The following is a 26,858-nucleotide window of genomic DNA, read 5'->3' as shown; positions in this document are numbered from 1 at the left end:
GAAACCGTGCAGAAAATAGAACATTATGCATTCCGCCCGATTCCGGAAGAGGAGCAGACCGACCGCATATCGGTCATAGTGGCGGTATATAACATCGAAGCCTACCTGGAGAAATGTGTCCGTTCCATCCGGAGACAGACATACCGGAACCTGCAGATTATTCTGGTGGACGACGGTTCCACGGACGGCTGTGCGGCGCTCTGCGACAGGCTTGCCGGGGAAGATCCCAGAATCCGGGTGCTCCATAAGAAGAACGGAGGACTTTCCGATGCCAGAAATGCGGGAAGCAAATTGGCGGACGGGGAATATATCGCTTTTGTGGACGGGGATGACTGGATAGAGGAAACCATGTATGAGGGGCTGCTTTCCGCCGCCAGAGCGTTTGGGGTACCCCTGGCGGTCTGCCGTTACCGGAAAATCTACCGCGGCCATACCGTGGATGATTCCACCGGCGCCGCCGTTGTTTTCGAAGGACAGGAGGCGCTGGAGAGCTTTCTTCGGGAAGAGGATGCAGTCTGTATCCAGAATGCCGCCTGGAACAAGCTGTACCGGCGCGAACTCATGGGGGATCTTTGTTTCCCAAAGGGGAAATACTATGAGGATATCGTATACACCACCAGGCTTCTGGCAAAAGCTTCAGGAACGGTATATCTAGATTCTGCTTTTTATAATTACGTGCTGGAACGGGAAGGCAGTATTATGGGGGAAGGCCTTGGAAAACGCATCTTTACGGACCAGCTGCCTGCCTATGAGGAAAAAGAAGCCTTTTTACGTTCCATCGGCAGAAATGATCTGGCGGATATACACCGGTATTTTTTCTATAAAAGACTGCTGCTGTATTACATTGATCTGGGAAAGGCGGAAAAGGATTTCCGAAGAAAATACCGGGAAGTAATCAGAAACCGCCTGCGCAGAGACAGCCGGGATATGGAGCGGGTATATCAATGCCCGGTATCCAACCCCAATGAAAAAAAGAAAATGATGATTTTCCTGAAATCACCGGCAGTTTATCTGGGCGTGATACGGCTGAATGAAAGGTTCATTATCCCGCTGAAACAAAAACGGAGAGGACGTTAACATGGTTATTGTGCAATTATCCGGGGGGCTGGGAAACCAGATGTTTGAATACGCCCTCTACCTCAGCCTGAAGGCCCGGGGGAAAGAGGTGAAAATTGACGATATCACCTGCTATGAAGGGCCGGACTCCAGGCCAAAGCAGCTGGAGGTGTTCGGAATCACCTATGAACGGGCTACCAGAGAGGAACTGACAGAAATGACGGATGCATCCATGGATACGCTGTCCCGTGTCAGACGGAAGCTTACCGGCAGGAGGACAAAGGCCTACCGGGAAAAAGACAGCAATTTCGATCCCCAGGTTATGGAAAGGGATCCGGCGCTGCTGGAAGGCTGCTTCCAGAGTGAAAAATACTTCCGGGACTGTGAAGAAAAAGTGCGTGAGGCATACCGGTTCCGCGGGATAGAGTCCGGGGCATTTCCCCTCCCCGATGCTTACCGGAGACTGGAGAAGCAGATAGAGGGCTGTTCGTCGGTGGGTGTGCATATCAGACGGGGGGATTACCTGGAGGAAAGCCATGGCGGCCTGTATACGGGAATCTGTACGGAAACCTACTATCGGGAGGCTTTTGCCCGTATGGAAGCGCTGGTACCGGATGCCCGGTTTTTCCTGTTCAGCAACGATCCGGAATGGACGGGTACGCATTTTGGAGGAAAGAACGGCATTCTTGTGGAAGGAAGCACAGAGGACACCGGTTACCTGGATTTGTATCTGATGAGCAGATGCAGGCATAATATTATTGCCAACAGCAGCTTCAGCTGGTGGGGGGCATGGCTTAACGAGAACCCGGAAAAACAAGTAATAGCGCCGGCGAAATGGCTGAACGGCAGGGAATGCCGGGATATCTATACGGAGAGAATGATACGCTTATGATGGAAAATATTAAAAAACTTAACAGCATTTTAAGTAAAGAGCAGAAAAGGAAAGTGGGCTTTCTGGGAATCATGATACTTATCAGCGGTATCCTGGAAACCGTAGGAGTTACCGCAATTCTGCCCCTGATTACCGCAATCATCGACCAGGACAGCATGCTGGAAAGTGAAACGGTACAAAAGATTTGCTCCATGCTGGGTTTTGCGCTCACCAGGGAAAATTATACGCAGCTGATTCTCCTGCTGCTTCTTCTGGTCATCGTAGTCATCGTAATCAAAAATTTGTTCCTTCTGCTGCTGACCTACGTGCAGGCCAAATTTGTGAACGGCAATCAGTTCCGTACCGTCAGCTATATGCTGGAGGAATATCTGAACCGTCCTTATGAATTTTATCTCAACGCGGATATCCCTACCGTATTCCGGCTGGTGGACAGCGATGTCCCCAAGGTGTTTACCATCCTCATGGAATATATCCAGCTTGCGAGCGAAGCGGTGGTTGCTGTGTTCCTGTGTGTGACGCTTTTGCTGGTTGATTTTAAAATGACAGTGGTTATGGGAGGGATCCTGGTCATTATGACACTCCTGATCATGCGTGTTATGAAGACCAGGCTGAATACCATGGGCCTGAAATCCCAGCAGGTGCAGAGCCGTATGGGAAAATGGCGCCTACAGTCTATTTACGGAATCAAAGATGTGAAAATCCTTCATAAAGAAGCCTTCTTTGCGAAAAATTTCCGTAAATATTCCCGGATCGCCGGAGAAGTGACCAGCAAATATACGGTGCTCAATAATGTCCCCAGGCTTCTCATAGAAACACTCTGCATGGGAGGAGTCCTTGCCTACTTGGCTGTATATATCCTGGCAGGCGGCAACCTGACGGAAATGATTCCCCAGATGACAGCCTTTGCGTTTGCCGCCACAAGGCTGCTCCCCAGTGTGAACCGTATCAACGGACATGTGACAAATATAGCATTTTTCCAGCCTTCTCTGGATTATGTGTATGAAAACGTGGATTTCAGCGATTATACCAAGTATGGGGAATACCAGAGCAAGGATGATGGGAAAGCGGCCCCGATCCCGGTTGCGGATGCTATCTGCCTTAATAACATCACTTATTTATATCCAAACACCACCAAAAAGATTCTGGATAACGCCAGCATGCGTGTCCCCATAGGAAAATCGGTAGGTGTCATGGGGCCTTCCGGAGCAGGAAAAACTACCGCCATCGATATTCTCATGGGTCTGCTTCAGGTCCGGGAGGGGACGATAACCTGCGGCGGTGTTAACATTTTTGATAATTATCCTTCCTGGCTGAGCCATATCGGATATATTCCCCAGACGATTTTCCTGACCGATGATTCCCTGCGGGAAAACATTGCCTTTGGTGTGGATAAAGACCAGATAGATGATAAACGGGTATGGCAGGTGCTGGAAGAAGCCCAGATGAAGGAGTTTGTGGAGCAGATGCCCCAGCAGCTGGAAACCAGTATCGGCGACCGCGGCGTCCGCCTGTCAGGCGGACAGAGGCAGAGAATCGGGATCGCAAGGGCGCTGTACCATAACCCTGAAATCCTGGTGTTTGATGAGGCTACCTCCGCCCTGGACAATGATACGGAATCCGCGATCATGGAAGCTATTGACAGCTTCCACGGACGCAAGACCCTCATCATCATTGCCCACAGATTGCGGACGATTGAGAATTGTGATATTATCTACAATGTGGATAAAGGGAAGATTGAGAGTAACGTTTCAATCAGGCCTGCGCATTTACTGCGCAGACCGTAAGAACGTGATTCAAGAGTGCCAAAATCCTTCGCCGAAGGCGATTTAGGATGGATTTTGGCAGTAACTGTGAAGGAACGGAACAGTTACAATTGAGGAAGCGAAGCTGCCGGAATAATGGGATTTGAAAAGGAAAAAATAAATGATCGGAACAGAATTGCTCAAGGGTCAGGGATTGGGAAACCAATTATTTTGTTATGTTACAACCAGATGTATTGCCATGAAACAAGGCAGAGATTTCAGCATATTGGGCAGCGAAACCCTAGCTAATAATATCCATAGTTCCTGCGGACTTTATTTTATGGATTTGGATTTTGGAATCCAAGCGGATAAAAATAAGTTTGCAGGCACCTATTATGAGAGAGATGACAGGATTTATACGGGCAGTTCCCGGCATGACCTGACACATGGGTGTTATGTGACGGCTGCGGATGAGGAAATGTTTTCTGTAAAGGATAATATGCTGCTGTTTGGAAATATGCAGGCGGAAGAATATTATATTGCATATAAGGAACAGATTAAGCAATGGCTTAAAGTGAAACCGGAATACGACTGCTATGACTACTCGAAAGAAGATTTATGTGTGCTGCATTTACGGTGTTCCGATTATATGGATTCTCCGGAATTGTTTCTGCGAAAAAAATATTGGCTTGACGGCATGAAACATATGCGGAAAATGAATCCCGATATGAAATTTATGATTATCACAAATGATGTGAAGGAAGCGAATAAATTTCTGCCCGGAGTACCGGCTTATAATTTCGATCTGGCGAAGGATTATTCCATATTGAAGAATGCCAGATATCTTTTGCTGGCTAATTCCTCTTTCGCTTATTTTCCGGCTTTTACAAGTGATAGGGATCCCTACATCATAGCCCCTAAATATTGGGCCAGGCATAATGTGTCGGATGGTTACTGGGCCAGCGAACAGAATATCTATTCCGGCTGGCATTATATGGATCGCAAAGGAAGGGTATTTACAGACGAAGAATGCCGGCAGGAATTAAACGAGTATAAGAAAAAATCCCGCAGATACCGGAGACTGAATGTGCATCCGGGTAAAATGAGAGAATGTTTCTATAAAATACAAAGTAAATGCATATATGCCAATGCCAGACTGCGGAAAATAACCAGAGGTGTTATCCGCAGGATAAAGGCATGGAAGGGCAGGTAATGCAGAATGGAAGATAACAAGAGAAGCTATTACAATGCGGAGGGGAAGCTTGTATTGCCGGAGGTAACCTTGTGTGCGATGGACAGTGTGCAGGTGAAAGCAACCTTAAAGGCTATGGAATACAGCATGAAGGAGATCGTGTTTGCTGATGCGGTAATCATAACGGATAAAAGGCCACTGTCCATGCCGAAAGGGATACGTTACGAACACATAGATAAGCTTTGTAATATTGATGACTTTAATTATAAAACGGTTTATGATTTGGGCGATTATATTCATACCCAATTCGCACTCCTGGTTCATTACGATGGCTTTGTCGTGCATCCCGAAAAGTGGAGAGATGAATTCCTGGATTATGATTATATCGGATCGCCATGGCCGCTTCCAAAACCGGAGGATACCACTACCTACCGGGATATTTACGGGAACATCTGCCGTGTGGGAAACAGTGTGGGAATCCGCAGCAAACGTCTTATGGACTTTCCGAAAAAAGCGGGAGTGCCGTGGGTAGGGGAAAAAGGGTACTTTAATGAGGATGGATTTATTTGCTGTAAAATCCGCCACCTCCTGGAAGCGGAAGGCATGCAGATTGCCCCGTTGGAAGTCGCCAAATACTTTGGCCATGAAAATATGATACCCGAAATAGAAGGCATCACTCCCTTTGTTTTTCATAAATGGTACGGAACAAATGGAAATTATCCGGATTTTCGGAAAAAAAATAAACTGTTGAACCGGTTAAGAAAGATCCATGGCCGATTGGTGAAAGGGTGAGAACGATTTCTTAGCCGGTCAAATACCCCGCAGTAATCAACGGATAGGAATAAATATGGTATATGATTGTTTTCAGTTTTTTAATGAACTTGATATCTTAAAGCTTCGTCTGCACATTATGGATCCGGTAGTCGATCGGTTTGTAATCAGTGAGGCAACAGAAACTTTTTCCGGGAAAGCCAAACCGCTTTATTATGAAGAAAATAAAGAAATGTTTGCAGAATTTGCGGAGAAGATTATTCATGTGGTGGTCGATGACACACCGCCGGGATATACCCATGACAGGGATACTTTTCAGAAGAATGCAGTAGGAAGAGGGCTTATCGGTTGTTCGGATGATGATATCATTATTTTCAGTGATTTGGATGAGATACCGAATCCTGAAAAGGTGAAGGAAATCATCGCACATTTTGATAACAATAAAATATATCATTTTGCACAGCGTTTATTTTATTGTTATCTCAATATGGAAGAGGTTTCCGGTAATCTGCTGTCCTATGCGGGAGAGTTTCCGGGCGTCAAAAGGAAAAAGTGGATCGGCTCCAAAATGTGCTGCTTTGGCTTGCTTAAGAAACAGGGATTAGAGCTGGGGGAACTGCGTTTCCCGGAAAGAAAGGAATGCGGTATCCGTGTAGAAGACGGCGGCTGGCATTTTGGTTATATGGGAGGCCACGGGGAAAAAGATGTTAAAAAACGTGTGGCCGATAAGGTGAGAAGTGCGGCCCATCAGGAATACAATAAGGCTGAAGTGCTGTCTGATGTTGCGGATCGGATTAAGGACGGAAAGGATATTTTCGGCAGAGATGCCTCTTTTTCCCTGGTGAAAATAGATCAGACGTTTCCCCGATATCTGCGTGAACATACAGATGAATATGAGTTTTTGATTCTTAAGGAAGAAGCACCTTTCAAAAAAGGTATTCGCCATGTGACGGGGACAATGCGGCGGGGATTTTTTAAGGCAGGTCATTGCGTGAAAAAGGTGCTGCGGAGGATACTACATGCCGGAAGCTAAAGTTTCCATATGCATACCTGCTTATAATAATGTCTCTGAGGTCGAACGCCTGTTGGAATCGATCCGTATACAGAAATATGAGAATTATGAAATTATCCTCACCGATGATTCCACAAATGATGAAATATCGGATTTGATAGGGAGAATAGGGGGGGAGAAGCTTCGCTATATCCATAATCCGGAACCGTTAGGGCATATTTTCAATTGGAACAGAGCGCTTGCCGAAGCCAAAGGCGAGTATATTAAGATAATGTTCAGCGATGACTGGTTTACCGGAGCGGACAGCCTGGAGAAGTTGGCGGCTCTTCTGGATAACAAACCGGAAGCATCCTTAGGTTTTTGCGGGACGAAGCAGGTGTCTTTTGACGGTCAGGGAGAGAAGGATTCCTATGAACGTTACGCGAAGGAATGGTATACGGATCGCCTGAAGCGTGACTATAGAAATCTTTTTCTGGGCAATGAGATCGGTGCACCAAGCGCTACCATTTATAGGGCATGCAATGCCAGGTTCGATGAAAAAAGCAACTGGGCATCCGATATGTTCCTGTATTTTGATATTTTGAAGAACAATCCTGTTGTTGTTCATACCCGGGAGGCCCTTATATCCATTGGTATCCATGAAGAACAATATACCGGAATGTTTAAGGAAAAGGATATTCGCAAGTTTAATGATATGCAGTATTTATATCAAAAATATAATCTGTGGGAAAGCAGGGACTGCCGGGATTATATGCTGCTGCAGATCCTAAAGTTTAAACAGGGATGGAAAATGGCTAAAAGCTGCAGGATTTCCTTTGGCTCTTATTGGAAGCAGGGTGTTGTCTGGTTCTGGAAAAATACCATACTTGGGCTTTGGTACGGAGCAATGCACAAGCTGGGATTAAGAAAGGAAACTGTAGTCTGAAAGGATAAAGGGATGGGTAAAGAAAAAAGTACGGCAGACAGGCTGACAGGAATCGGGAACTTTTGTTTTTATGCAGGCCTGATATTAGAACTTATTATTGTAATTATAGATAAAAGTGCGTACATTAATCCTGTTGAGGGACAGCTATTCCGTATCACCTTTGTTCTTTTTCTCATAAAAGTGTGCTTTACCCGGTTTTCGTTAAAAGAATGGATGTGGCTGTTTGCCTTTATCGTCTTGGCCGGATTATGTTATCTGTTTTCGGGCCGCGATGAAGCGGTCAGGCTTGTGGTGTTCTGCGCTGCATTCAAAGATATGGATGTAAACAAAACACTTAAGACTGCGTTTTGGATTACCTTAACAGGATGTATCCTGCTTGTAATAGCAGCCGTATCCGGCCTTTTCGGAACGATGTATATTGTAGATGAAGGTGACAGAGGCATCCGATATTGTTTTGGATTAGGTCATCCGAATGCTTTTTACTGTATGTTTTGGGTACTGGTTACATTAGGGGTATACCTGTACTGGGAAAATATGAAACTCTGGATGTATGGGGTACTGCTTTTGACAGCGGTTCTGTTGTATATCCCCACAAAGTCCAGAACAGGAATAATGATTATGCTGTTTACCCTTTTCCTTTCCGTACTGTTAGCTTATAGTAAAAAACTAAAAGATCAGCGTTTGATATACGCAGCAGGGATCGCCGCTTTTCTTATCTGCGTGGGATTATCCGTATGGATGGCATACTATGAGCCTTATGAAGGCCCCTTTTACCCCTATGATCGCTTTTTTACCGGCCGGATAACCAGTATGAATACCCTGGAAGGAGGAGGGGGAATCCTCCGCAACTGGAGCCTGTTCTCCCGTCCCGAAAACAGTAAATATTTCGATATGGGCTATGTCCGCCTGTTTTACTGGTATGGCATCATACCGGGGGCTGCCTATGTCATTATGTACGCCCTGCTGATCTGGCAGTGTTACAAAAAGAAAAATTATATGGGATTTATGATGGTACTCGGTTTTGCCTTATATACTATGCTGGAGGCACATTTTATTTCCGTATACCTTGGCCGGAATTATGCGCTCTTTTTAATGGGGGCCTGGTGGAGCGATATGCTGCACACAAAAGTCCGGCGGGGCGGGAGCGGTAAAGCGGCACCGGATCAGACGGAAGCAATCCGGGAGGAGTATTGGTGGCAGGGATGGCGGTTCCTGAGAAAAAGGGAAAGGTGCGGCTTATGAGATTGGTGATTGACTGCTTCAAGCTGGTAAAGGGAAAAGGAAAAAGCATAGGGATATATAACCTTGCACAGAGCCTGATACAGCATCTGACGGCAACTAACAGGGATGGGGAGCACTGCGGGGAGATTATTGTACTGGGAAATGAATACAACAGGAAGGATTTTGATATTCCTGGCATACACTTTATTCCCATGAAAGGAAATCCGCTGAATAAACTCACCTGTATTGTGTGGGAGCTGTTTCTCGTTCCCGGCAAGGCCCGGAAGTATCGGGCGGACCGCATTCTATTCCCAAGAGGCTACCGGCCCTTGTTTTACAAAGGAAAGGACACGGTCATCATCCATGATCTGATTCCTTTTTATTATGACAAACATTTTCCGGGAGTGCTAAACCGGGTGGAAAACGCGTATATTATGAGCCGGCTGAAGGCTTCTATGAAGCATGCGGATCGGATCATCACCATTTCTGAATTTTCCAGGCAGGAGATCGATTCCATGTGCCCGGGAAGCGGCAGCAGAGTCAAAGTCATCTATAATGGCCTGAACCGGATGGAAAATTCCGGCGGCAATTGTGCGCTCAGCCCGGATGGCCCGTATATCTATGCCACGGCATCCGGCCTGCCCCATAAAAATGCGGCAGGCGTGCTGAAAACTTATGATATGTATTTTCATCAGGCTGCGGAGCCGGCCAGACTCGTGGTGGTGGGGATTCCGGGTACCGAAGGCTATGAAATCAGTGAAGAGGCCGCCGCCTGCGTAACCTGCTATAAATATATCGAACGTACCGAGGATATGCACAGCCTTCTGGCTGGCGCCAGGGCGTTTCTCTTCCTTTCTCTGATCGAAGGCTTCGGTTTCCCTCCTCTGGAAGCTATGCAGCTTGGCGTGCCCGTGGTTTGTTCCGACAGGACCGCATTAACCGAAGTGGTGTCGGATGCAGGGCTTCTGACCGATCCGGAGAATTATGAACAGACCGTGGAATGCCTGAACCGTGTCCTGGAAGAGGAAGAACTGCGCAAAAGCCTTGTCCGGAAGGGATATGCAAATGTAAAACGTTTTGACTGGGACAGCCGTATCACAGCGTACTGGGAGGAATTGTCCAGGTGACAGATAAAATTTCGGTTATTGTACCTGTATATAACGCAGCAGCCTATCTTTCCGACTGTCTGGAAAGCATTGTGCACCAGACCTGTGCCAATCTGGAGATACTGCTTATCGACGACGGATCACGGGATAACAGTGCGGATATCTGCCGGGAATGGTGCCGGAAGGATACCAGGATCCGTTTGATTCAAAAGGAAAACGGAGGTGTTTCCTCCGCACGGAATTTAGGGTTGGAAGAGGCGGCAGGAGAGTTTGTCACCTTTGTGGATGCGGATGACTGGATCGGGGAAGAAATGCTGGACAAGCTTGTAACCCGCATAAAGGAGGATAAAAGTGATCTGGCCGTATGCGGATTCCGGGAGGTGCATGACGGGGACCGGGGACAGTTGGACCGGAACAGGAAGGCGGCGTCCGGCAGCGGGGATTATCAGGTATTAACGGCTAAGGAATATGCCGGAAATTACCTCCTTTCAGGAAATACCAGATGCTGGAGTATCCTTTTTGATAAACGGATCATTGGTTCTGTCCGGTTTCAGGAAGGGCTGACGATTGGAGAAGATTTACTTTTTCTGGTCGATTTGCTTGCGTGTCTGAATCGGGTTTCCCTAGTGAAGTCCCGGGAATACTGTTATTACAGGAATGAGGATGGGGCAATGTTTTCCCGGTTCCGCCCGTCCTATATGGATCAGATCACCTGCTGGCAGTCGGCTTGTGGAAAACTACAGCAGATCTATCCCGAGTATGTGTATAAAAGCAGGATTTGCATGTTTCAGGCAGCGCTCCTGACCGCAGGAAAACTGGCTATGCTTTCCGGGCAGGAACGAAAAAAACGGGCTTCTTATACGCGGCGCTGCCAACAGGCAGCAAGAGAAGCAGCAGCAGACAGGAAGGCATGGAAAGGGTTATCGGCTGGCTATAAAGGAAAGGGAATTTTGTTCCTGCATGCCCCCTCTCTTTATCTGTTTTTGTATCATATATGGAAAGGCGGCTGCGGCTGAATGCACAGCTCAGACTACCTGAACGTTAACCCAGGAAGGAGTAATCCGTTGAAAAAAGATAAAATTGTATTGTACATGCATGCGGGCAGCGGCAATCACGGATGTGAGGCCATTGCCAACACGGTATGTAAAATGCTTCCCAAGCCGGCAATCCTTGTCACCAACAGTGCACAGGAAGATGAGAAGTACTCACTGAAGGGGTTATGTACGCTGGTGGAAGAAAAGAAAATCAGGGAACATTTTTTTCTCCATGTATATTATTATCTGAAAGAACGGCTTCTGCACGACCCGAAAGCGGCCCTGCGGTACCGTTTCCGGGAGGTTACCGGTAAAAATCTGAGAAGCCTTACTGTCTCCATCGGAGGAGACAATTACTGCTATGACCTTCTGCTGAAGGATCTGAAGCTGGCTAACCAGATGTTCACGGAACTGGGAAGCAAAACCGTTTTGCTGGGATGCTCCATTGAACCCGAACTTTTAACCGATCCGGATATCATTGACGACATGAAGCGTTATAACAGTATCATTGCCAGGGAATCTATCACCTGGCAGGCACTTGTGGAGGCGGGGCTGAAGGACCGGACGTACCTGATACCGGATCCGGCTTTCCTGCTGGATATGGTTAAAAAACCGGTTCCGGAGGCCTTTATAGAAGGAAATATGGTGGGGCTTAACATCAGCCCCATGGTGGTGGAAAAGGAAACGATTACAGGCATCACCATGAAAAATTACAGAGTGCTCATCAACCATATACTGGAGACTACCGATATGAACGTTGCCCTGATACCCCATGTCATATGGAAGAATAACGACGACAGAACGGTACTTAAGAGTCTTTACAAGGATTTCAGCCAAACCGGCAGAGTTGTATTGATTGAGGATTGCAGCTGTGAAGAACTAAAAGGATATATTGCACGGTGCCGCTTTTTTATCGGTGCCAGAACCCATTCTACAATAGCTGCCTATTCGTCTTTAGTACCTACACTGGTAGTAGGCTATTCCGTAAAAGCCCGCGGAATCGCGGCAGATTTGTTCGGCACCTGGGAAAATTATGTCCTTCCGGTTCAAAGCCTGAGCCGGGAAGGGGAACTGATTGACGGGTTCGAGTGGCTTAAAAACAGGGAGGCTGCGGTGAAAGCGCGTCTCCGGAAGGTGATGCCGGCTTATCTGGAGCGTACCAGACAAATTGGAAAAATTCTTGGAAAACTGGCGGATTGAGGGGATAACTGTATGGAACGGTTACAGGAACTGATACAGAGGACGGATACGATTCAAAAAATCAACGCCTTACAGGAACGTGTCTGTAAAGAGCTGTTTATTTATCCCAGGATAGACAAAAAAGAAAAAACAAAACGTTTTCTAAAAAAATATCTGTTATTCCGGCCTATCCCGCCGGTGGATCGTTTTTTCTGGCCCAATGCACTGCTGGCAAGAGGGCTTTCGGAGGTTTGCCGGGGGACTGCGGATACCCGAAGCATGAAAGCCCTGGAACAATACCTTGGAAAATGGCTGAGGCTTGATATGCCGGTTTTCTACCTTGATAATGTGACGAACGGAGTTCCTCTTCTTGAGTTATATGAAAAAACAGGCAACGAGAAATATAGACAAGGTTCGGAGCGGCTTGCTTCCTATCTGTTAAGATATCCCAGAGACACCAAAGGAAATCTGCCGTATCGAATGAAGGACGGAAGCCATATTTATGCGGATGGTATCGGCATGATATGCCCTTTTCTCTGCCGGTACGGCGTAATGACGGGAGAAGAAGCCGCAGTTAAGCTGGGAGTCGCGCAAATGGTGCATTTTCTGGAGGATGGCCTGGATGAAGTATCCGGGCTTCCCTATCATGGCTTTGACAGCGATACCGGGATGAAATACGGAATCATTGGCTGGGGACGGGCTGTCGGCTGGCTTATGTCCGGTATTTCAGAAAGCCTTGCCTATCTGCCTGAAAAAACACCTCAATTCAGTTTTATCAGGGAGCATTTTAAAAAGCTTGCCGGGGCGGCCGTACCCTTTCAGAGAGATGACGGAAGCTTTCCCTGGCAGCTGCAGGCACGGGAAGGCCCCGGGGATACATCTGCCACAGCAATGATTGCCTGTGCGCTGCTGCGGGGCATACAGTTTGGCAGTCTGGAGGAGCGCTACGAGGAAAATGTATACAAAGCGGGGGAGTACCTGCTTTCCCGGATGAAGAACGGCAGGGTGGAGCAATGTTCGGCAGAATGTGAAGGCTTCAGCCAATATCCCCAGCGCTATGGGAATTATCCCTGGGCGGACGGGCCTGTGCTGCGTCTGTTCGGGATGATGGAGGAGATGTAAATGGAAGAATCCCGCCTGATACTTTATGATACCTGCAACTACAGAGATTATCCGGTAGGAGGGCAGGTAACAAGCATAAAAAATTTCCTGGCCTTTCTGTCCCGGGAGTATCCGGAGCATAGAAAGAACATACTTCTGGTGGGCGTATCCTGTAATCCGGAAGAAGTGGGTAAGATAATCCCAATCGCCACAGGCGGATCGGAATACTCCTTTTTGGCAGTAACCCGGGCCTCCGCCGATCTCGGCAGTGTGAAAAAGTCGCTGCGTCTGGAATATGTGAAGGGATTATGGAAATACCGGAAACTCATCGGAATTAAAAAAGAGGACTGCAATTATATCCATACGCCGGAAGCCTTCGGAGCTGTCCGCTTTCTCTGTCCCGGCGCCGTGTGCTATGTTTTTTCCCACGGCACCTACCTGAATATGTGGCAGCGGGTGCGTTTCTTTAAAAAAGCCCCACTGATAAGAAAAGCATTTCAGGGCTTTTTAATCCATGTCATTAAGAAAAGCACGGCTGTGTTTGTCCTGGAACAGGAAACACTGGAAGCGTACAGCGTCTATAATAAAAACACGGTACATGTGGGCAATTCCATTATCGTGCAGCCTTATACAGAGCGGCGCCTGCATGACGAAGTCCGGTTTTTATACGCCGGCAGATTATCCGTTGTTAAAAATGTAGGACCCATAATAGAGGCGGTAAAAAGCTATGACAGAGTGTGCAGCTTAACGGTACTCGGTGACGGCGAGGAACGCAGGAAAATGGAAGCCCTTGCGGAAGGCAGCAAACGTATCCGCTTTGCCGGTGCGGTTACTCCTGATGAAGTGCAAAAGGAGATGAAGAAAGCGGATGTGCTGGTAATGAATTCCACGTTTGAAGGGATACCTATGACCATACTGGAGGCTATAAGCCTGGGGCTGCCGGTTATCACCACGGATGTGGGCGGAATTAAAGAGGTCCTTACCTATGGCAGAGATGCAGAGGTTACGGATGGAACCGTGGAAAAAATTCATACCGCTATGGATAGAATTTTAATGGATTATGAGGCATATGCAGAAGCCGCATATCGGAAGTCACTCCAGTTTGATTACCGTAAAGTAAACCGGAAGGTATTTGATGTGATTAACGGAAAGTTGAACTGGTAATTGGCGACCGTAAGGCAGATCTGGCTGAACGGTTACGAACCAATACCATAATTGGTTAACCAGAGGAGTATCATGATTCGGAATAAAAAGGAACTGAAAGAATATCTGGCATATGAGAAGGCACTGTATTTCGGCGGTGAAAAAGGATCCCGGCTGCAGGCCTGGCTGCTGCGGTCGAAGTTTTACAGGATATGGCAGTTTTTGTGGACGCTCAGGCATGCGGAGTACCATAAAAACCGGAGTACCTGCGGGGGGCGTTCTCCGCGGCTGCTTCAGCTGTGGGATAAGATGGCTTTTATCTGGTACCACCGCAGAAAATATGTGCTGGGCAACCGCCTTGGCTTTGAAATACCCGAAAACTGTTTTGATAAAGGGCTTATGATTTATCATATTGCACCGATTGTAGTGAATGAAGATGCCAGGATCGGTGCGGATTGCCGTATTACCGGTAATTTCTGTATCGGCAATACGGGAGCGGGTACAAAAAGCCCTGTTCTCGGCAAAGGGATTACTGCCGGCTGGGGGGCATCCGTGATCGGTGATATAAGGATTGCTGATGGCGTTACGATCGGCGCAGGCAGCGTGGTGGTTCATAATGTTCTGCAGGAAGGTGCAACAGTTGCCGGGGTTCCGGGGAAGGTTTTGCATTTGACTGAATAGTGAGAAAAATAAAATAAAAGTAATTAATTGTCAGAAAATACAACACAAATTATTTTATTAATTAAAAATGTAAAATTGATAAAAATAAAGAGTGAATATTGCGCAGATATAATATGAATGCAATTAAAAGTGTGATAAGAATGCATGGCAGTAGTGATATGTTGTGTTTTTATAGAAGTGTCAATTATATTTTATGAAATTAATAGTTACATATTTGAATAAATATACAAGTGTTATATAAACTATCAAATGTTGAGAAAATATGACGGCTTATCAGTCTTTATAATGTTATTTACGCAAACTACGCAGGTGCCAAATGACCCTCTGCCCGCTGTCCGTGCGGCGCTCCCGGGACTGAAAAGGAATTTTCGCGGGTACCTTTCGAATTACTTTAGTAATTTATTATGGAGATGAGTGCAGTCAAGTGTGTCAGCCTCATCTGGCACACTTGACGTCCCTGGACTCATCGGAATGCCCGGTCTGACGTCCCTGCGAAAATTTTTTTCAGTCCCGGGAGCGCTGCACGGACAACGGGCAGAGGATCATTTGGCACTTGCGTAGTTTGCATTATTTATTCCCGCGAGCAACGAGCCAAGTAGCCATGCTTGCATGGATATTTGGCGACTGCCGCGAGGGTCAAATACCCACGAACTTTAGTTCGTTGCGCTCTGCAATGCTACAAGCTTTATGCTTCGTTGCTTGCAGCGGGATTTTTGACTCATACAGTTGAACCGTTTATAGCGTTAGGAGCGGATAAATGAACCAAGTAGTAATCAGCGTGATTGTCCCGGTATATAATGCGCAGGAATATCTGGAACGTTGTGTGGACAGCATTGTGAACCAGACCTATAAGAATCTGGAAATTATTCTTGTCGATGATGGCGCAAAGGATAAAAGCCCGCAAATGTGTGATTCGTATGCTGCATTGGATCATCGGATTCACGTTATTCATAAAGAGAACGGAGGGTTAATGTCCGCCTGGATGGCAGGAGTGAAAGCGTCCGGCGGAGATTACCTCTGCTTTATAGACAGTGATGACTGGGTGGAAACGGACATGATAGAAGAAATGCTTCAGATGGCTTCCGGCCGGCCGGGAGAAATTATCTGCGGCAATTTTGTTATAGAAAAAGCGGATAAGGTTACCAGCCATTATCATGAGCTTCCGCCGGGAGTTTATGAAGGACAGGATTTGGAAACCAGAGTGAAAAGCCGGCTTTTGGGCAATGAACGCCGGACAATTTCCATGTCCCGGTGTATGAAGCTCTTTTCCAGAGAGCTGATTGTGGATAATCTTAAGTTTTGCAATCCTGCTATAAAAATGGGGGAGGATGTCAACATTGTTCTTCCTGCCCTTCTGGATTGTAAAAGGGTGGTCATACTGGAGGGGGCGCTTCATTACCATTATGTATATTATCCCTCATCAATGGTGCATAAATACGACCCTTCCATGTATAGTGGGATACGCCTGCTGCTGGGGACCATCCGGGATATCTTTATCGACAAAGGCGTGACAGGCTGGGAGGACCAATGGGAACCGGAAAGTCTGTTCCTGCTGATGCTTGCCGTGAAAAATGAATTGCGCGGCGGAAAAAAGGGGTATGCAGACAGGATATGCGAAATGTGCAAAGAAACACACGTGGGAGAAATTGCCGCCGGCTATAGAATCCACCCGGAGGAAAGCGTCAACAAGATCCTGTTGTGGGTTATGAAAAAGCCGGCCTGGCGGCGGTGTGCAGTAGGGAAATGGATCTTCTATTTAGCTGAAATTAGGTAATGGGATACAAGGGGCTGTCAGAACTGTTGCGATAATAAAGTGCATTTGAGAAAAAAGTCTGATAATTTGGGAAAAATATTGTTTGTTTTTTGAATTGTTTGACAATTTTCGGATGTAGGGAAAGGAGATTTTATATGATCCCGTTAAAAATAGAAACTTTGCTTGCCGGTCGTATAGTGGAACAAAACCGGGTCGAATATAAAGAAGGGTGGAATCCTAACGACATTATCCGTACGGTTTGTGCTTTTGCCAATGATTATCATAATATGAATGGCGGATATATAGTGATAGGTGTAAAAGCTAAGGATGGCATCCCCGTATTGCCGGTAGAAGGACTGCGGTTGGCGGAATTGGATTCTATCCAACAGGAAATATTCCAATATTGCAACCAAATTGTACCACGTTATATCCCCAAAATCGAAGTAGTTGATTACCAGAATTCCGGGGTGCATCTATTATATCTATGGTGTTCTGCAGGAGATAGCGGCCCATATCAGGCGCCTGTGGATGTTTATTCAAGTAAAGGGAAGAAAAATGATAAGCGGATGCAATATTGGATCCGACCGGCTTCTTTGACAACGGCGGCAAAGAAAGAAGAATTAGCAGACTTATTTGATAAATTTAATTCTATTCCTTTTGATGACCGTGTAAACAGGGCGGCTTCACTTGGGCATATACGCAGGGGATATTTGGAAGATTTCTTACGTGAAAGCAATAGCTCTTTGGTTGAGGATTTAAATAAATACTCATTGGAAGAACTTTTGATTGCTGAAGAGGTCGCGAATGAAACCGATACGGAACTTGATATACGCAATATTGGAGTTTTAATGTTTACAGACAGACCGGAAAAATTAATACCCGGTGCACAGATTGATTTGGTAAAATTTAATACAGTAGAGGCAGAGGCCTCCGATGATTTTATAGAAAAGACATTTACCGGCCCGATATGGAAGCAGGTAAGGGATGCGTTGGATTACATCAAAACAAATGTAATAGAGGAAAAGGTTGTAAAAATTCAGAATCAGGCTGAAGTGGAGCGGTATTATAATTATCCCTATAATGCGTTGGAAGAAGCGCTGGTAAATGCGGTTTTCCATAAGTCATACAGAGAACCTGAACCGGTTGAAATCCGTATTTATGTAGACAGTATACAGATTATAAACTATCCGGGGCTTGCAAAATGGATTGATCCGGAGAAATTTGCCGCTGGTAAAGTAAGAGCACGGAAGTACCGTAATCGGCGGATTGGTGAGATGTTTAAAGAAATTGACTTATCTGAAAAGCAAGGGACTGGCATTCCCAAAATGCTGCGTGAATTGACCAAAAACGGTTCACCATTACCGAAATTTGAGATGGATAAGGACAGAACCTACTTGATAACAACGCTCTTTATCCGTAGCGGCTTTGAGCAAAAAACTAAAGTGAGCGATAAAGTGAGCGATAAAGTGAGCGATAAAGTGAGCGATAAAGAAAAATTGTTTTATGACCAGCTCATTAAGGCATTTGATAATAAGGATTATGTTACTACTAAATTAATGGCAAAAATGACGGGTATGGCAGAATCAACTACACGGCGTTATTTGATAAGATTCTGTGAATTACAAATTATTAAGTCTGATGGAAAAAATCGTGGGACAAAATATTATTTATTGTAAAATTAAAGAAAAATAACTAGAAAACCAATAAATAATCAGACAAAATAATTTGGGTTCTTAAATAAATGGAAAATTTTAATGAAGAGGATAATTTATTAAATAAACTGAAAAAAGGATGAATATATGATAATTATCAGAGTTATGGGCGGCTTGGGAAATCAAATGCAGCAATATGCTCTCTACGAGAAATTCAGGTCTGCCGGTAAGGAAACAAAACTGGATATATCCTGGTTTGAAGACGCATCCATGCAGGAAAAGGTACTGGCCAGACGTTCTCTGGAATTAAATCAATTTGAACACCTGCAATACGAATCCTGCAGCCCTGCAGAAAAAGAATCCGTCCTTGGCAGGAATGGTTTTGCCGGTAAGTTGGAGCGTAAACTGTTTCCTTCCAAAAACAAGCACTTCTATGAAAGCGGTATCTATCATCCGGAAATTTTTGAGAAGACGGATGCCTATTTGGAAGGGCATTGGGCTTGTGAAAAATATTACCATGATATTATGCCTCTGCTTCAGGAAAAAATATGTTTCCCTAATTCACAGAATATTCTGAATATAAATACTAAAAAACAAATGGAGACAGAAAATTCAGTCAGTATTCATATCAGGCGGGGGGATTATCTGGATCCTGAGAATGCGGCTATGTTTGGAGGGATTTGTACCGGGGATTATTATAAGGCGGCTGAAAAATATATAAGAGATCATGTACCGGATCCGCATTTTTATTTGTTTTCCGATGATACGGCGTATTTACGCGCTAATTATACGGGAACTGAGTATACTGTAGTTGACTGGAATAAGGATTCCGACAGCTTTTATGATATGGAACTTATGAGCTGCTGCAGGCATAATATATGTGCGAACAGCACATTCAGCTTCTGGGGGGCCAGGCTGAATAAAACAGAAGGGAAGATTGTAATAAGGCCGGCCAAGCATAAAAACAGCCAGGAAATAAATCCGCGGATGATGCATGAATTGTGGGAAAATTGGGTGATAATTGACGGAGATGGCAGAATAGTTTAACAATTAGACTTAATATAGTGAAAATATCGAAATAATTATGGGATCTGGCGTTGTAGTTTAACAGTTTGGCATTTACCGTTGTATATGTCTGAAACAATAAAGTTGAAAAAACCATGCTATAGTAGTACAATTTATGTTACTGGTCACAGAGGAACAGTAACCAATTTATTAGTTGTTTACAAAATAACATATTATTGTATAGGATACACAATCGGAGGGTTAATGGGGATAAGGCACAGCATTTTTGGAATTGCAAGTTTGTTTTTATTCGTAATTTGTTCTGTCTTTTTTATAAAATTAGAAGCTGTTGATAAGGAACAGGATTCCGGCATTTTGAGTCAGGTAGGATTTGAAGTGGCCGGAGAGGGTAGCTTTTACAGAATAGCAGTAAATAAGGCAGACAAAGATGATTTATATTATGCTTTTTTACCGTCATATACAGATGTGGGCAGGATAAGAATGAGCATTCATGGCGGCGGCAAAGTGAATATAAATGGAACCGATATAGTTGATGGGGATTATCTGGACAAGTTTGAAACTAATCAAGAATATAGTATTGTTTTATACTCTCCGAAAAATAAAATAACAGAACAGGCAAACATACAATTTCTGGTTTCTGCAAATTTACCCGCTGTTTATATAACAACCAAAAGCGGAAGCATGGAGTATATAAATTCTGAAAAAGGAAATAAGGAAAGCGGATTTATTACTATTACCTCGGAAAATGGTAAAGAAGTTTATTCCGATAAGATGGATAAGCTGGGCGGCAGAGGAAATACATCCTGGGAGGTGCCCAAAAAGTCTTACAGCTTAGAAACCCATTCCAATGCGGGCCTGCTGGGAATGAAGGATGCAAAGAAGTGGATACTGATTGCAAATTTTTACGATGGCGCAATCATAAGAAATAAAATAGGATTTCAGCTGGCAGACAGGACAGGGCTTCTTTATACACCGGACAGCAGATTCATAGATTTATATATAAATGAACAGTATTGGGGCCTATATCAATTAACCGAACGAATTGAAGTGAATGGAAACAGAATTGCTATTAATGATGGATATTTAATGGAGGTCGATTATCCGGAGCGGGCCATATATGAAAAAAATGTTATTTATCTTGAAAACGGACAACCTATTGTCATACATAATCCCAAAAAAATTACGGAAAGCCAATATCTGTTTCTGGATAGTTGGTACGAAGAAATGTTAGCTGCTTTATATGCCGAGGATTATGTTAACCCGGATACGGGAAAAGGTATTTTCGAGTATCTGGATAAGGAATCATTTGCCAGGATGTATCTGATTGAAGAAATCTTTGAAGATTTGGATATGGGTGTGACAAGCCATTATATGTATAAAGGAAAAGAGGATGAAAGTCTGTTGTTCGATGGTCCCGTATGGGATTTGGACAATACAATGGGGAGAGGTTTTGATCTGAGAAATGAATTTTTTGCCATCAATAATTCTTTGACATCCAATCAAATAAGCAGGTGGTATGCGAGACTTTGCGGGAATGAAGAATTTAGTCAGGCTGTGTTTACGGAGTGGGAGAAGCGTGTACGGCCTGCCTTATCGGAAATCGTGGATACGGAAATCGATGAATTAATCATGACACTGGGACCTTCCATCAACATGGATAAGCTTTGCTGGCCTGGTAAAAGAAGTATATTTATGCCGGAAGCCAGTTTGGAAACAAATGTCTTATTTTTGGAATCCTATCTTCAGGAACGATTGGAATTTTTGGATACCTCATTTTCTTATAAGAAGGACGAAACAATATCTTTTATGAAGTCTCAGGCAAATACGCTTCCTGCTTTAGAGAGAATTGAGGAATTCCAGCTTCCTGATGATACTGGAGCTGTTAGCACACCTCATTCGGAAAATGGAATATCAGACTTTATTTTCAGCAGACATGGCATTATACTGTTTACGTTACTGGTGATTATATTAATTTTACTAATAGCTGCAGATTTAAAGAGGAATAGAAAAATCAGATGAGAGAGCAAGGCACAGGTAAGTACCGCTATGAAATAAAATATGTCTGTTCCGACTTACAGATGCTGCAAATGGAAGAAAAAATAAGTGTCATTCTTGCCAGGGATCCTCATGTGGGGGGTAATGGCTTTTATACTATAAGAAGCCTGTATTTTGATGATTACTATAACAGTGCATTTTATGAAAAGGAGGATGGAAACAACCCGAGAGAAAAGTACCGGCTCCGGTATTATAATAACGATAAAAGCCGCATTCACTTGGAAATTAAAAAAAAGGCAGGAGCAAAGATACAGAAGGAATCCTCTCCTGTTACAGAAAAAGAAGCGGAGGCCATGGCAGAAGGACAGTGGACCGAGATTGCAGGCAGTTCATCCAGGGTGGTACAGAAATTTTTTCTGAATGGTATGACCCGTATATTCCGTCCTAAAATTATTGTGGAATATGACAGAGTGCCATATATATGCAGGGAAGGAAATGTAAGGATTACATTTGATAAAAATATACGATCTTCTTCTCAGGTAGAGGAATTTTGGAAGGAAGACCTGGCCACACGTCCTGTTATGCCATCCGGACAACATTTGCTGGAGGTAAAATTCGACGAATTTTTGCCTGACTATATTTATAATACATTGCAGATGGAACATATGGTGCAAACTGCGTTTTCCAAGTATTATCTCTGCCGAAAATATACAATTTAAAGAAATGAGGTTCAGAAATGGGTTTTGCAGATATCTTTAAAAATTCTTTCCTTGAAGGCTTTTCCAGCATGGAGCTTGGCTTTAAGGAAATAATGGTAGTGTTCTTTATTACGGCCTGTTTGGCCTTCTATATCTTTTTAATATATCGTACCGTTACAAGACGGACTTTTTACTCTAAGAATTTTAATATTTCACTTGCTATGTTATGTATGATAACATCAGCGGTGATATTGACTATACAGTTCAGCATCGTAATTTCCCTCGGTATGGTAGGTGCGCTTTCCATTGTCAGATTTCGTACCGCTATTAAAGATCCGATGGATCTGGTTTTTTTGTTCTGGTCTATAAGTGTGGGAATTATCTGCGGGGCCGGCCTGGCGGAGGTGGCTGTTATTTTGTCACTTATAGTTACTTTGGGAATCCTGCTGCTGGATAAAATGCCGGCAGTATCGACCCCAATGCTGCTTGTAGTTAATGCAGACAGCTGTGATGCAGAAGAGCAGATTCTTGCTGCGGTCAGGAAATACAGCAAGTATAGTAAAGTTAAATCCAGAAACCTGTCAGGAAGCAAGATGAGCATGATCGTCGAACTACGGACAAAAAATGAAAGTCAGCTTATCAAAGAAGTGAACGGGCTGGAACATATGCTTTCCGTTTCCCTGTTGGCGCATGACGGCGAAGCGACGTACTGATAGAAAAGAAAAAGAGAAGATAAATGAAGTCTGATAAACGTATAACTACCATAATGAAAAAAGGATTACATTCCGATTACCTGAAAATTTTTATAATGAATTTTATGATAGCCATGCTAAGCTTTGCCCTTCTAATGATAAGGGGGAATGGTATTTTTACATTGAGTAATGATTTCAATGAACAGCAGATACCGTTTCATATGCTTGCAAATAATTCCCTGAAAAACGGCGGGTTCCTGTGGAACTGGAGTATCGATCTGGGTTCCAGTTTTGTGGGGGCGTTAGGGTTTTATGTGCTGGGAAGCCCTTTCGCATGGATATCCTTTTTGTTCCCTGCCAAATATTATCCCTTTCTTGTGGGCTGGCTGTACATGATGAAATATGCGGCTGCAGGCACCCTGGCTTATGGATATATAAAGCGCTTTACAAGCAAAAAGTATGCTGCGCTGGGAGCTGTGCTGTATGCCTTTTCCGGCTTTCAGTGCGTAAATCTTATTTTTCACCATTTTCACGATGCCGTGGCATTTTTCCCCCTTTTGCTAATCGGATATGAAAAACTGGCGAAAGAAGGGAAAAAGGGGATACTGGCATTCGCTGTGTTTGTGAATGCTTTTGTAAATTATTACTTTTTTATTCAGGAAGTAATCTTTCTCATCCTGTATTTTTTATGCAGAGAGGGCATCCATCTATGGAAGAAACGGAAGCTGATAGGAAGCTGTTTCGCAGAGGGAATCCTGGGAGTGGGAATGGCAGGTATCGTTTTTATTCCTTCGGTTTTCTTTACGATGCAGAATCCCCGAATTACCAGACTGCTCCCTGTGGATCATTGGATTTATTCGGGAAACAGGGATTTTTTACAGATAATACGTACCCTGCTGTTCCCGGGAGAACTGATGTGTTCGCAGTCTTGTATTAAAGAATATGACTGGACATCCTGGTCCGCTTATCTGCCGATGATAGGGCTTTCACTGGTTCTGTGCTACCTCCTTAAAAACTGGAAAAACTGGCTGGGAAGGATTTTGCTGATTGGTATCGCCGCCACAGGGATACCCCTTATAAACAGTGCTTTTGGCATGTTTTCGGATACGAATTATCATCGGTGGCTGTATATGCTTATTTTATTAATGAGCCTGGCTTCAGCCATAGTTATGGAAAACAGAAAAGACTACCCCATAAAGAAGGTATCCTTTCTCCTGTTTCTATTTATGTGTTTTATAACAATCGGCTCTTTTTGGTGGTCTGAAAACAAATTTCAGCTCATATATCAGCCCAAGGTATTCCTTGTCTGGTCAATAACCGGGATCATGGGTGTTCTGCTGACATGTTTGATCACTTTTGGGATAAAGAAAGAGAGAAGTTACTTTTTCTGTATGTGCTGTGCTGTGATAAGCTTCAGCATATTTACAACAGGATATACGGCAGAACTCTATCACCGGATCTCAACGCAGACGTCTCAGCAGTACTATAGCCGGATCATGGCCTTTCAGGATTTTACGCTGCCGGATGACCGCTACCGTCTGGACAGCAGCGATAATACATTGCTTATGACAGCATCTTTGCCGGGAACAGGTTCTTTCACTTCCATGGTAAATGCATCCATTTATGACTTTTATGAAGCGTTGGGTACCTCCAGGCCGGTATTTACACCGGAAACACCGGAGGGAACACGGGAACTGTTGGGAGGGAAATATTATGTTTCTACGGAAATAGAAGAAGACACCCGGTATTTGCAAAAAGTGAGCAGTTCGGATAAGGATTACTATTTATATGAATATGACTTGGCTGTACCTATAGGAAGTGCATATAATATGTATATGACAAGCTCGGACTTTTTGCAGCTTCCCAATGAAATCCGCCCTGCCGCGATGCTGAAATGCATTATTGTTTCAGATGACGAGGAATATAAAGTTTCAGAACTACTTCAAAAATATGATCCACACAGAGAAGGGGAAATAACTACAGAAAAAATAGAAAAATATGTGCAGGAAAGGAACCGGGAAGCTTCCGAAACACTGGAAAAAAGCACGGGCGGCTTTGCCTGTACCATATCCGCAGATAAGAAGAAATATGCCTTTTTCAGCGTACCATATGATAAAGGATATAAAGCCTATGTAAATGGCAATAAGGTTGAAATCCTTAAAACAAACGGGATGATGGCAATTCCTTTGGAAAATGGGTTAAATGAAATAAAATTTGTGTATATAAATTATGATTTAATAACAGGTCTGATTTCTACGATAGTTTTCTTTGTATTGTGGATATTATATAAAGGGGGAAAAAGATTAAAATCAGTAAAAGGGGAGGAAAATTAAAATCAGCAGTTGAGGAAAATTAAAATCAGCAGTTGAGGTGGAATAATCAGCTATGATATGATAAAATAGTAAAACTACTGAATAAAGAAAGAAGCAGTGAATGGGACGAGTAAAATATGCGGCCAGAAATATTCTGTTTGGTTATGTCAGTAATATTATAACGCTGCTGCTGAACGCAGGCTTGCGTTATGTATTTATTATGCGTCTGGATGAGACTCTTTTGGGGATTAACAGCACGTATACCAATATTTTGTCTGTACTATCCCTGGCGGAATTAGGAGTTGGTACTGCTATAAATTTCAGCCTCTATGCTCCTGTTGCCAGGCATGACAAAGAGAAAATAAAAGCTTATATGCAGTTTTATAAAAAGGCTTACCGAATGATTGCTATAATTGTGGCAGCGGTAGGTCTGATTTTGGTTCCTTTTCTTAAATATATTATTAAAGATCCGGTTGGTATTGACAGTAACCAGGACCTAATTAATTTTTACCTTATTTTCCTGTTTAATACAGTAAGTTCTTATTTTGTGGCGTATAAGTACAGCTTACCAAATGCAGAACAGAAAAATTATATCCAGTCAAACGTTATAACAATAACCAAAATAACAACGACATTGGTCCAGATCATTGTAATTCTGGCCACTTCGAGTTTTTATGGCTATTTAATTTCCGCATCAGTTATAGAGCTGGCTCAAAAGATTTTTGCAAATATTTATCTTAATCATAAATATCCTTTTTTAAAAGAACAAAATGTGGAAAAACTTTCTAAAGAGGAAACTACCGATATAAAGAGGAAAACAGGTGCACTTGTCTGCCATAAGGTAGGGGATGTTGCACGGCTTCAGACAGATTCCATAATAATTTCCGGATTTATCAATGTAGCTATGTCGGGTGTGGTAGATAATTATAACCTGGTTATATCTTCCGTATCCAATTTTGTTAATATTATATTCAATTCGGTGATATCAAGCTTTGGAAATCTGATAGCAACAGAGTCGAAAGAGAAGCAGTACAGTATGTTTTGCATTTACCGGTTTTTTGCCTCTTGGATTTATGGTTTTTCAGCAGTGGGCTTTTATATTTTACTGACTCCGTTAATCCGGCTGTGGCTTGGCGATAAATGGATGCTTCCCGGAGCCGTTACGGCAGCCATATTGATAGATTATTATTTTAAAGGGGAACGTGTGGTATTATCTAATTTTAAAACGGCAGCGGGAGTGTTTGAACAGGACAAATATCTGCCTCTGGTTCAGGGGGCGGTAAATCTCGTTATCTCCATAGTCCTCGTCAGAAGGATCGGATTGGTTGGAGTATATATAGGAACGATTATATCAGGCCTGCTGGCCAATTTTATCAGGCCTGTAATTATATACAGAGTGTGTTTTGAAAGAAAGACGGCAGGTTACTTTATTGATGCGGTTAAGTATATAGCAGTTATTCTGCTGGCAGGTGCCTTTTGCATAGTATGCAGAAATATTTTTCCAGAGAATTTAACCATTCTTTCCTTTATCGTTATGGCGGTAATTATTTCTGTGATTTTTAATAGTGTATTTCTTCTGTTTTTCAGCAGAACGAATGAATTTAAATATTTATATGGCATGTTTAGAGAAAAGATATCTTCAATGGCAGGCAAATGGCGTAAATAGAAAATAAGT

The 26,858-nt window shown here is 43.8% G+C and carries 22 protein-coding genes; all 22 read left to right on the top strand.

Going from position 1 to position 26,858, the window contains the following annotated elements; genetic code table 11:
- The first annotated feature begins 6 nt into the window (after positions 1-6).
- The 22 genes from DXA36_RS04485 to DXA36_RS04380 all read left to right on the top strand — a co-directional run bounded on the left by DXA36_RS04485 (position 7) and on the right by DXA36_RS04380 (position 26,849).
- Complete coding sequence (locus tag DXA36_RS04485; protein ID WP_118676741.1) at positions 7-1,077, top strand: glycosyltransferase; 1,071 nt, start codon at positions 7-9, stop codon at positions 1,075-1,077.
- A 1-nt stretch (position 1,078) separates the two neighbouring features.
- Positions 1,079-1,948: an alpha-1,2-fucosyltransferase gene (locus DXA36_RS04480; RefSeq protein ID WP_118676739.1), complete on the top strand. Its 870-nt coding sequence runs from the start codon at positions 1,079-1,081 to the stop codon at positions 1,946-1,948.
- The gene (locus tag DXA36_RS04475; RefSeq protein WP_118676737.1) at positions 1,945-3,732 is read left to right on the top strand and encodes an ABC transporter ATP-binding protein; all 1,788 of its coding nucleotides are present in this window, start codon (positions 1,945-1,947) and stop codon (positions 3,730-3,732) included. Before DXA36_RS04480 ends, DXA36_RS04475 begins: the two co-directional genes overlap by 4 nt.
- A gap of 139 nt (positions 3,733-3,871) precedes the next feature.
- A complete protein-coding gene (locus DXA36_RS04470; protein ID WP_118676735.1) occupies positions 3,872-4,903 on the top strand; it encodes a glycosyl transferase in 1,032 nt (343 codons plus the stop codon).
- A 6-nt stretch (positions 4,904-4,909) separates the two neighbouring features.
- A complete protein-coding gene (locus DXA36_RS04465; protein ID WP_118676733.1) occupies positions 4,910-5,674 on the top strand; it encodes a DUF5672 family protein in 765 nt (254 codons plus the stop codon).
- 55 nt (positions 5,675-5,729) lie between these two features.
- Entirely contained in the window at positions 5,730-6,686 is a 957-nt protein-coding gene (locus tag DXA36_RS04460) for a glycosyl transferase GT17 family protein (RefSeq protein WP_118676731.1), read from the top strand.
- On the top strand, positions 6,673-7,590 hold the full coding sequence (locus DXA36_RS04455; protein ID WP_118676729.1) for a glycosyltransferase family 2 protein: 918 nt from the start codon (positions 6,673-6,675) through the stop codon (positions 7,588-7,590). The genes DXA36_RS04460 and DXA36_RS04455 overlap by 14 nt, the downstream gene beginning before the upstream one ends.
- Positions 7,591-7,602: 12 nt before the next feature.
- On the top strand, positions 7,603-8,832 hold the full coding sequence (locus DXA36_RS04450; protein WP_118676727.1) for a hypothetical protein: 1,230 nt from the start codon (positions 7,603-7,605) through the stop codon (positions 8,830-8,832).
- The gene (locus DXA36_RS04445; RefSeq protein ID WP_243114566.1) at positions 8,829-9,938 is read left to right on the top strand and encodes a glycosyltransferase family 4 protein; all 1,110 of its coding nucleotides are present in this window, start codon (positions 8,829-8,831) and stop codon (positions 9,936-9,938) included. The genes DXA36_RS04450 and DXA36_RS04445 overlap by 4 nt, the downstream gene beginning before the upstream one ends.
- Positions 9,935-10,933 (top strand): glycosyltransferase family 2 protein, encoded by a 999-nt coding sequence (locus DXA36_RS04440; protein ID WP_182478927.1) that lies wholly within the window; start codon positions 9,935-9,937, stop codon positions 10,931-10,933. The genes DXA36_RS04445 and DXA36_RS04440 overlap by 4 nt, the downstream gene beginning before the upstream one ends.
- Positions 10,934-10,981: 48 nt before the next feature.
- Positions 10,982-12,151, top strand: a complete 1,170-nt coding sequence (locus DXA36_RS04435) for a polysaccharide pyruvyl transferase family protein (RefSeq protein WP_243114565.1) — start codon at positions 10,982-10,984, stop codon at positions 12,149-12,151.
- A gap of 12 nt (positions 12,152-12,163) precedes the next feature.
- Complete coding sequence (locus tag DXA36_RS04430) at positions 12,164-13,252, top strand: glycoside hydrolase family 88 protein (protein ID WP_118676719.1); 1,089 nt, start codon at positions 12,164-12,166, stop codon at positions 13,250-13,252.
- On the top strand, positions 13,253-14,395 hold the full coding sequence (locus DXA36_RS04425; RefSeq protein ID WP_118676717.1) for a glycosyltransferase family 4 protein: 1,143 nt from the start codon (positions 13,253-13,255) through the stop codon (positions 14,393-14,395).
- A gap of 72 nt (positions 14,396-14,467) precedes the next feature.
- Positions 14,468-15,055, top strand: coding sequence for a serine acetyltransferase (locus DXA36_RS04420; protein WP_118676715.1), 588 nt, complete (start codon positions 14,468-14,470; stop codon positions 15,053-15,055).
- 757 nt (positions 15,056-15,812) lie between these two features.
- Positions 15,813-16,829, top strand: coding sequence for a glycosyltransferase family 2 protein (locus DXA36_RS04415; protein ID WP_118676713.1), 1,017 nt, complete (start codon positions 15,813-15,815; stop codon positions 16,827-16,829).
- A gap of 134 nt (positions 16,830-16,963) precedes the next feature.
- A complete protein-coding gene (locus tag DXA36_RS04410) occupies positions 16,964-18,484 on the top strand; it encodes an ATP-binding protein (RefSeq protein ID WP_118676711.1) in 1,521 nt (506 codons plus the stop codon).
- A 123-nt stretch (positions 18,485-18,607) separates the two neighbouring features.
- A complete protein-coding gene (locus tag DXA36_RS04405; RefSeq protein ID WP_118676709.1) occupies positions 18,608-19,507 on the top strand; it encodes an alpha-1,2-fucosyltransferase in 900 nt (299 codons plus the stop codon).
- An 84-nt stretch (positions 19,508-19,591) separates the two neighbouring features.
- A complete protein-coding gene (locus tag DXA36_RS04400; protein WP_118676707.1) occupies positions 19,592-21,505 on the top strand; it encodes a CotH kinase family protein in 1,914 nt (637 codons plus the stop codon).
- Positions 21,502-22,200, top strand: a complete 699-nt coding sequence (locus DXA36_RS04395) for a polyphosphate polymerase domain-containing protein (RefSeq protein ID WP_118676705.1) — start codon at positions 21,502-21,504, stop codon at positions 22,198-22,200. Before DXA36_RS04400 ends, DXA36_RS04395 begins: the two co-directional genes overlap by 4 nt.
- Before the next feature lie 17 nt (positions 22,201-22,217).
- Positions 22,218-22,892, top strand: coding sequence for a DUF4956 domain-containing protein (locus DXA36_RS04390; protein WP_118676703.1), 675 nt, complete (start codon positions 22,218-22,220; stop codon positions 22,890-22,892).
- A 23-nt stretch (positions 22,893-22,915) separates the two neighbouring features.
- A complete protein-coding gene (locus DXA36_RS04385) occupies positions 22,916-25,204 on the top strand; it encodes a YfhO family protein (protein ID WP_118676701.1) in 2,289 nt (762 codons plus the stop codon).
- Between the two features lie 220 nt (positions 25,205-25,424).
- Positions 25,425-26,849: a lipopolysaccharide biosynthesis protein gene (locus DXA36_RS04380; RefSeq protein ID WP_243114564.1), complete on the top strand. Its 1,425-nt coding sequence runs from the start codon at positions 25,425-25,427 to the stop codon at positions 26,847-26,849.
- Positions 26,850-26,858 lie beyond the last annotated feature (9 nt).

Source organism: Eisenbergiella sp. OF01-20, from assembly GCF_003478085.1.
Classification (GTDB): domain Bacteria; phylum Bacillota; class Clostridia; order Lachnospirales; family Lachnospiraceae; genus Eisenbergiella.
The sequence above is the reverse complement of the archived record's forward strand: the minus strand, read 5'-3'. Positions and strand labels throughout refer to the sequence as shown.

Bases quoted from the DNA above. Each gene is read 5' to 3' on its own strand.
- DXA36_RS04420 (WP_118676715.1), top strand. From the start codon at position 14,468: ATGATTCGGAATAAAAAGGAACTGAAAGAATATCTGGCATATGAGAAG.
- DXA36_RS04475 (WP_118676737.1), top strand. From the start codon at position 1,945: ATGATGGAAAATATTAAAAAACTTAACAGCATTTTAAGTAAAGAGCAG.
- DXA36_RS04400 (WP_118676707.1), top strand. From the start codon at position 19,592: ATGTCTGAAACAATAAAGTTGAAAAAACCATGCTATAGTAGTACAATT.
- DXA36_RS04425 (WP_118676717.1), top strand. From the start codon at position 13,253: ATGGAAGAATCCCGCCTGATACTTTATGATACCTGCAACTACAGAGAT.
- DXA36_RS04450 (WP_118676727.1), top strand. From the start codon at position 7,603: ATGGGTAAAGAAAAAAGTACGGCAGACAGGCTGACAGGAATCGGGAAC.
- DXA36_RS04460 (WP_118676731.1), top strand. From the start codon at position 5,730: ATGGTATATGATTGTTTTCAGTTTTTTAATGAACTTGATATCTTAAAG.
- DXA36_RS04410 (WP_118676711.1), top strand. From the start codon at position 16,964: ATGATCCCGTTAAAAATAGAAACTTTGCTTGCCGGTCGTATAGTGGAA.
- DXA36_RS04430 (WP_118676719.1), top strand. From the start codon at position 12,164: ATGGAACGGTTACAGGAACTGATACAGAGGACGGATACGATTCAAAAA.
- DXA36_RS04445 (WP_243114566.1), top strand. From the start codon at position 8,829: ATGAGATTGGTGATTGACTGCTTCAAGCTGGTAAAGGGAAAAGGAAAA.
- DXA36_RS04390 (WP_118676703.1), top strand. From the start codon at position 22,218: ATGGGTTTTGCAGATATCTTTAAAAATTCTTTCCTTGAAGGCTTTTCC.
- DXA36_RS04455 (WP_118676729.1), top strand. From the start codon at position 6,673: ATGCCGGAAGCTAAAGTTTCCATATGCATACCTGCTTATAATAATGTC.
- DXA36_RS04470 (WP_118676735.1), top strand. From the start codon at position 3,872: ATGATCGGAACAGAATTGCTCAAGGGTCAGGGATTGGGAAACCAATTA.
- DXA36_RS04415 (WP_118676713.1), top strand. From the start codon at position 15,813: ATGAACCAAGTAGTAATCAGCGTGATTGTCCCGGTATATAATGCGCAG.
- DXA36_RS04465 (WP_118676733.1), top strand. From the start codon at position 4,910: ATGGAAGATAACAAGAGAAGCTATTACAATGCGGAGGGGAAGCTTGTA.
- DXA36_RS04405 (WP_118676709.1), top strand. From the start codon at position 18,608: ATGATAATTATCAGAGTTATGGGCGGCTTGGGAAATCAAATGCAGCAA.
- DXA36_RS04480 (WP_118676739.1), top strand. From the start codon at position 1,079: ATGGTTATTGTGCAATTATCCGGGGGGCTGGGAAACCAGATGTTTGAA.
- DXA36_RS04385 (WP_118676701.1), top strand. From the start codon at position 22,916: ATGAAGTCTGATAAACGTATAACTACCATAATGAAAAAAGGATTACAT.
- DXA36_RS04395 (WP_118676705.1), top strand. From the start codon at position 21,502: ATGAGAGAGCAAGGCACAGGTAAGTACCGCTATGAAATAAAATATGTC.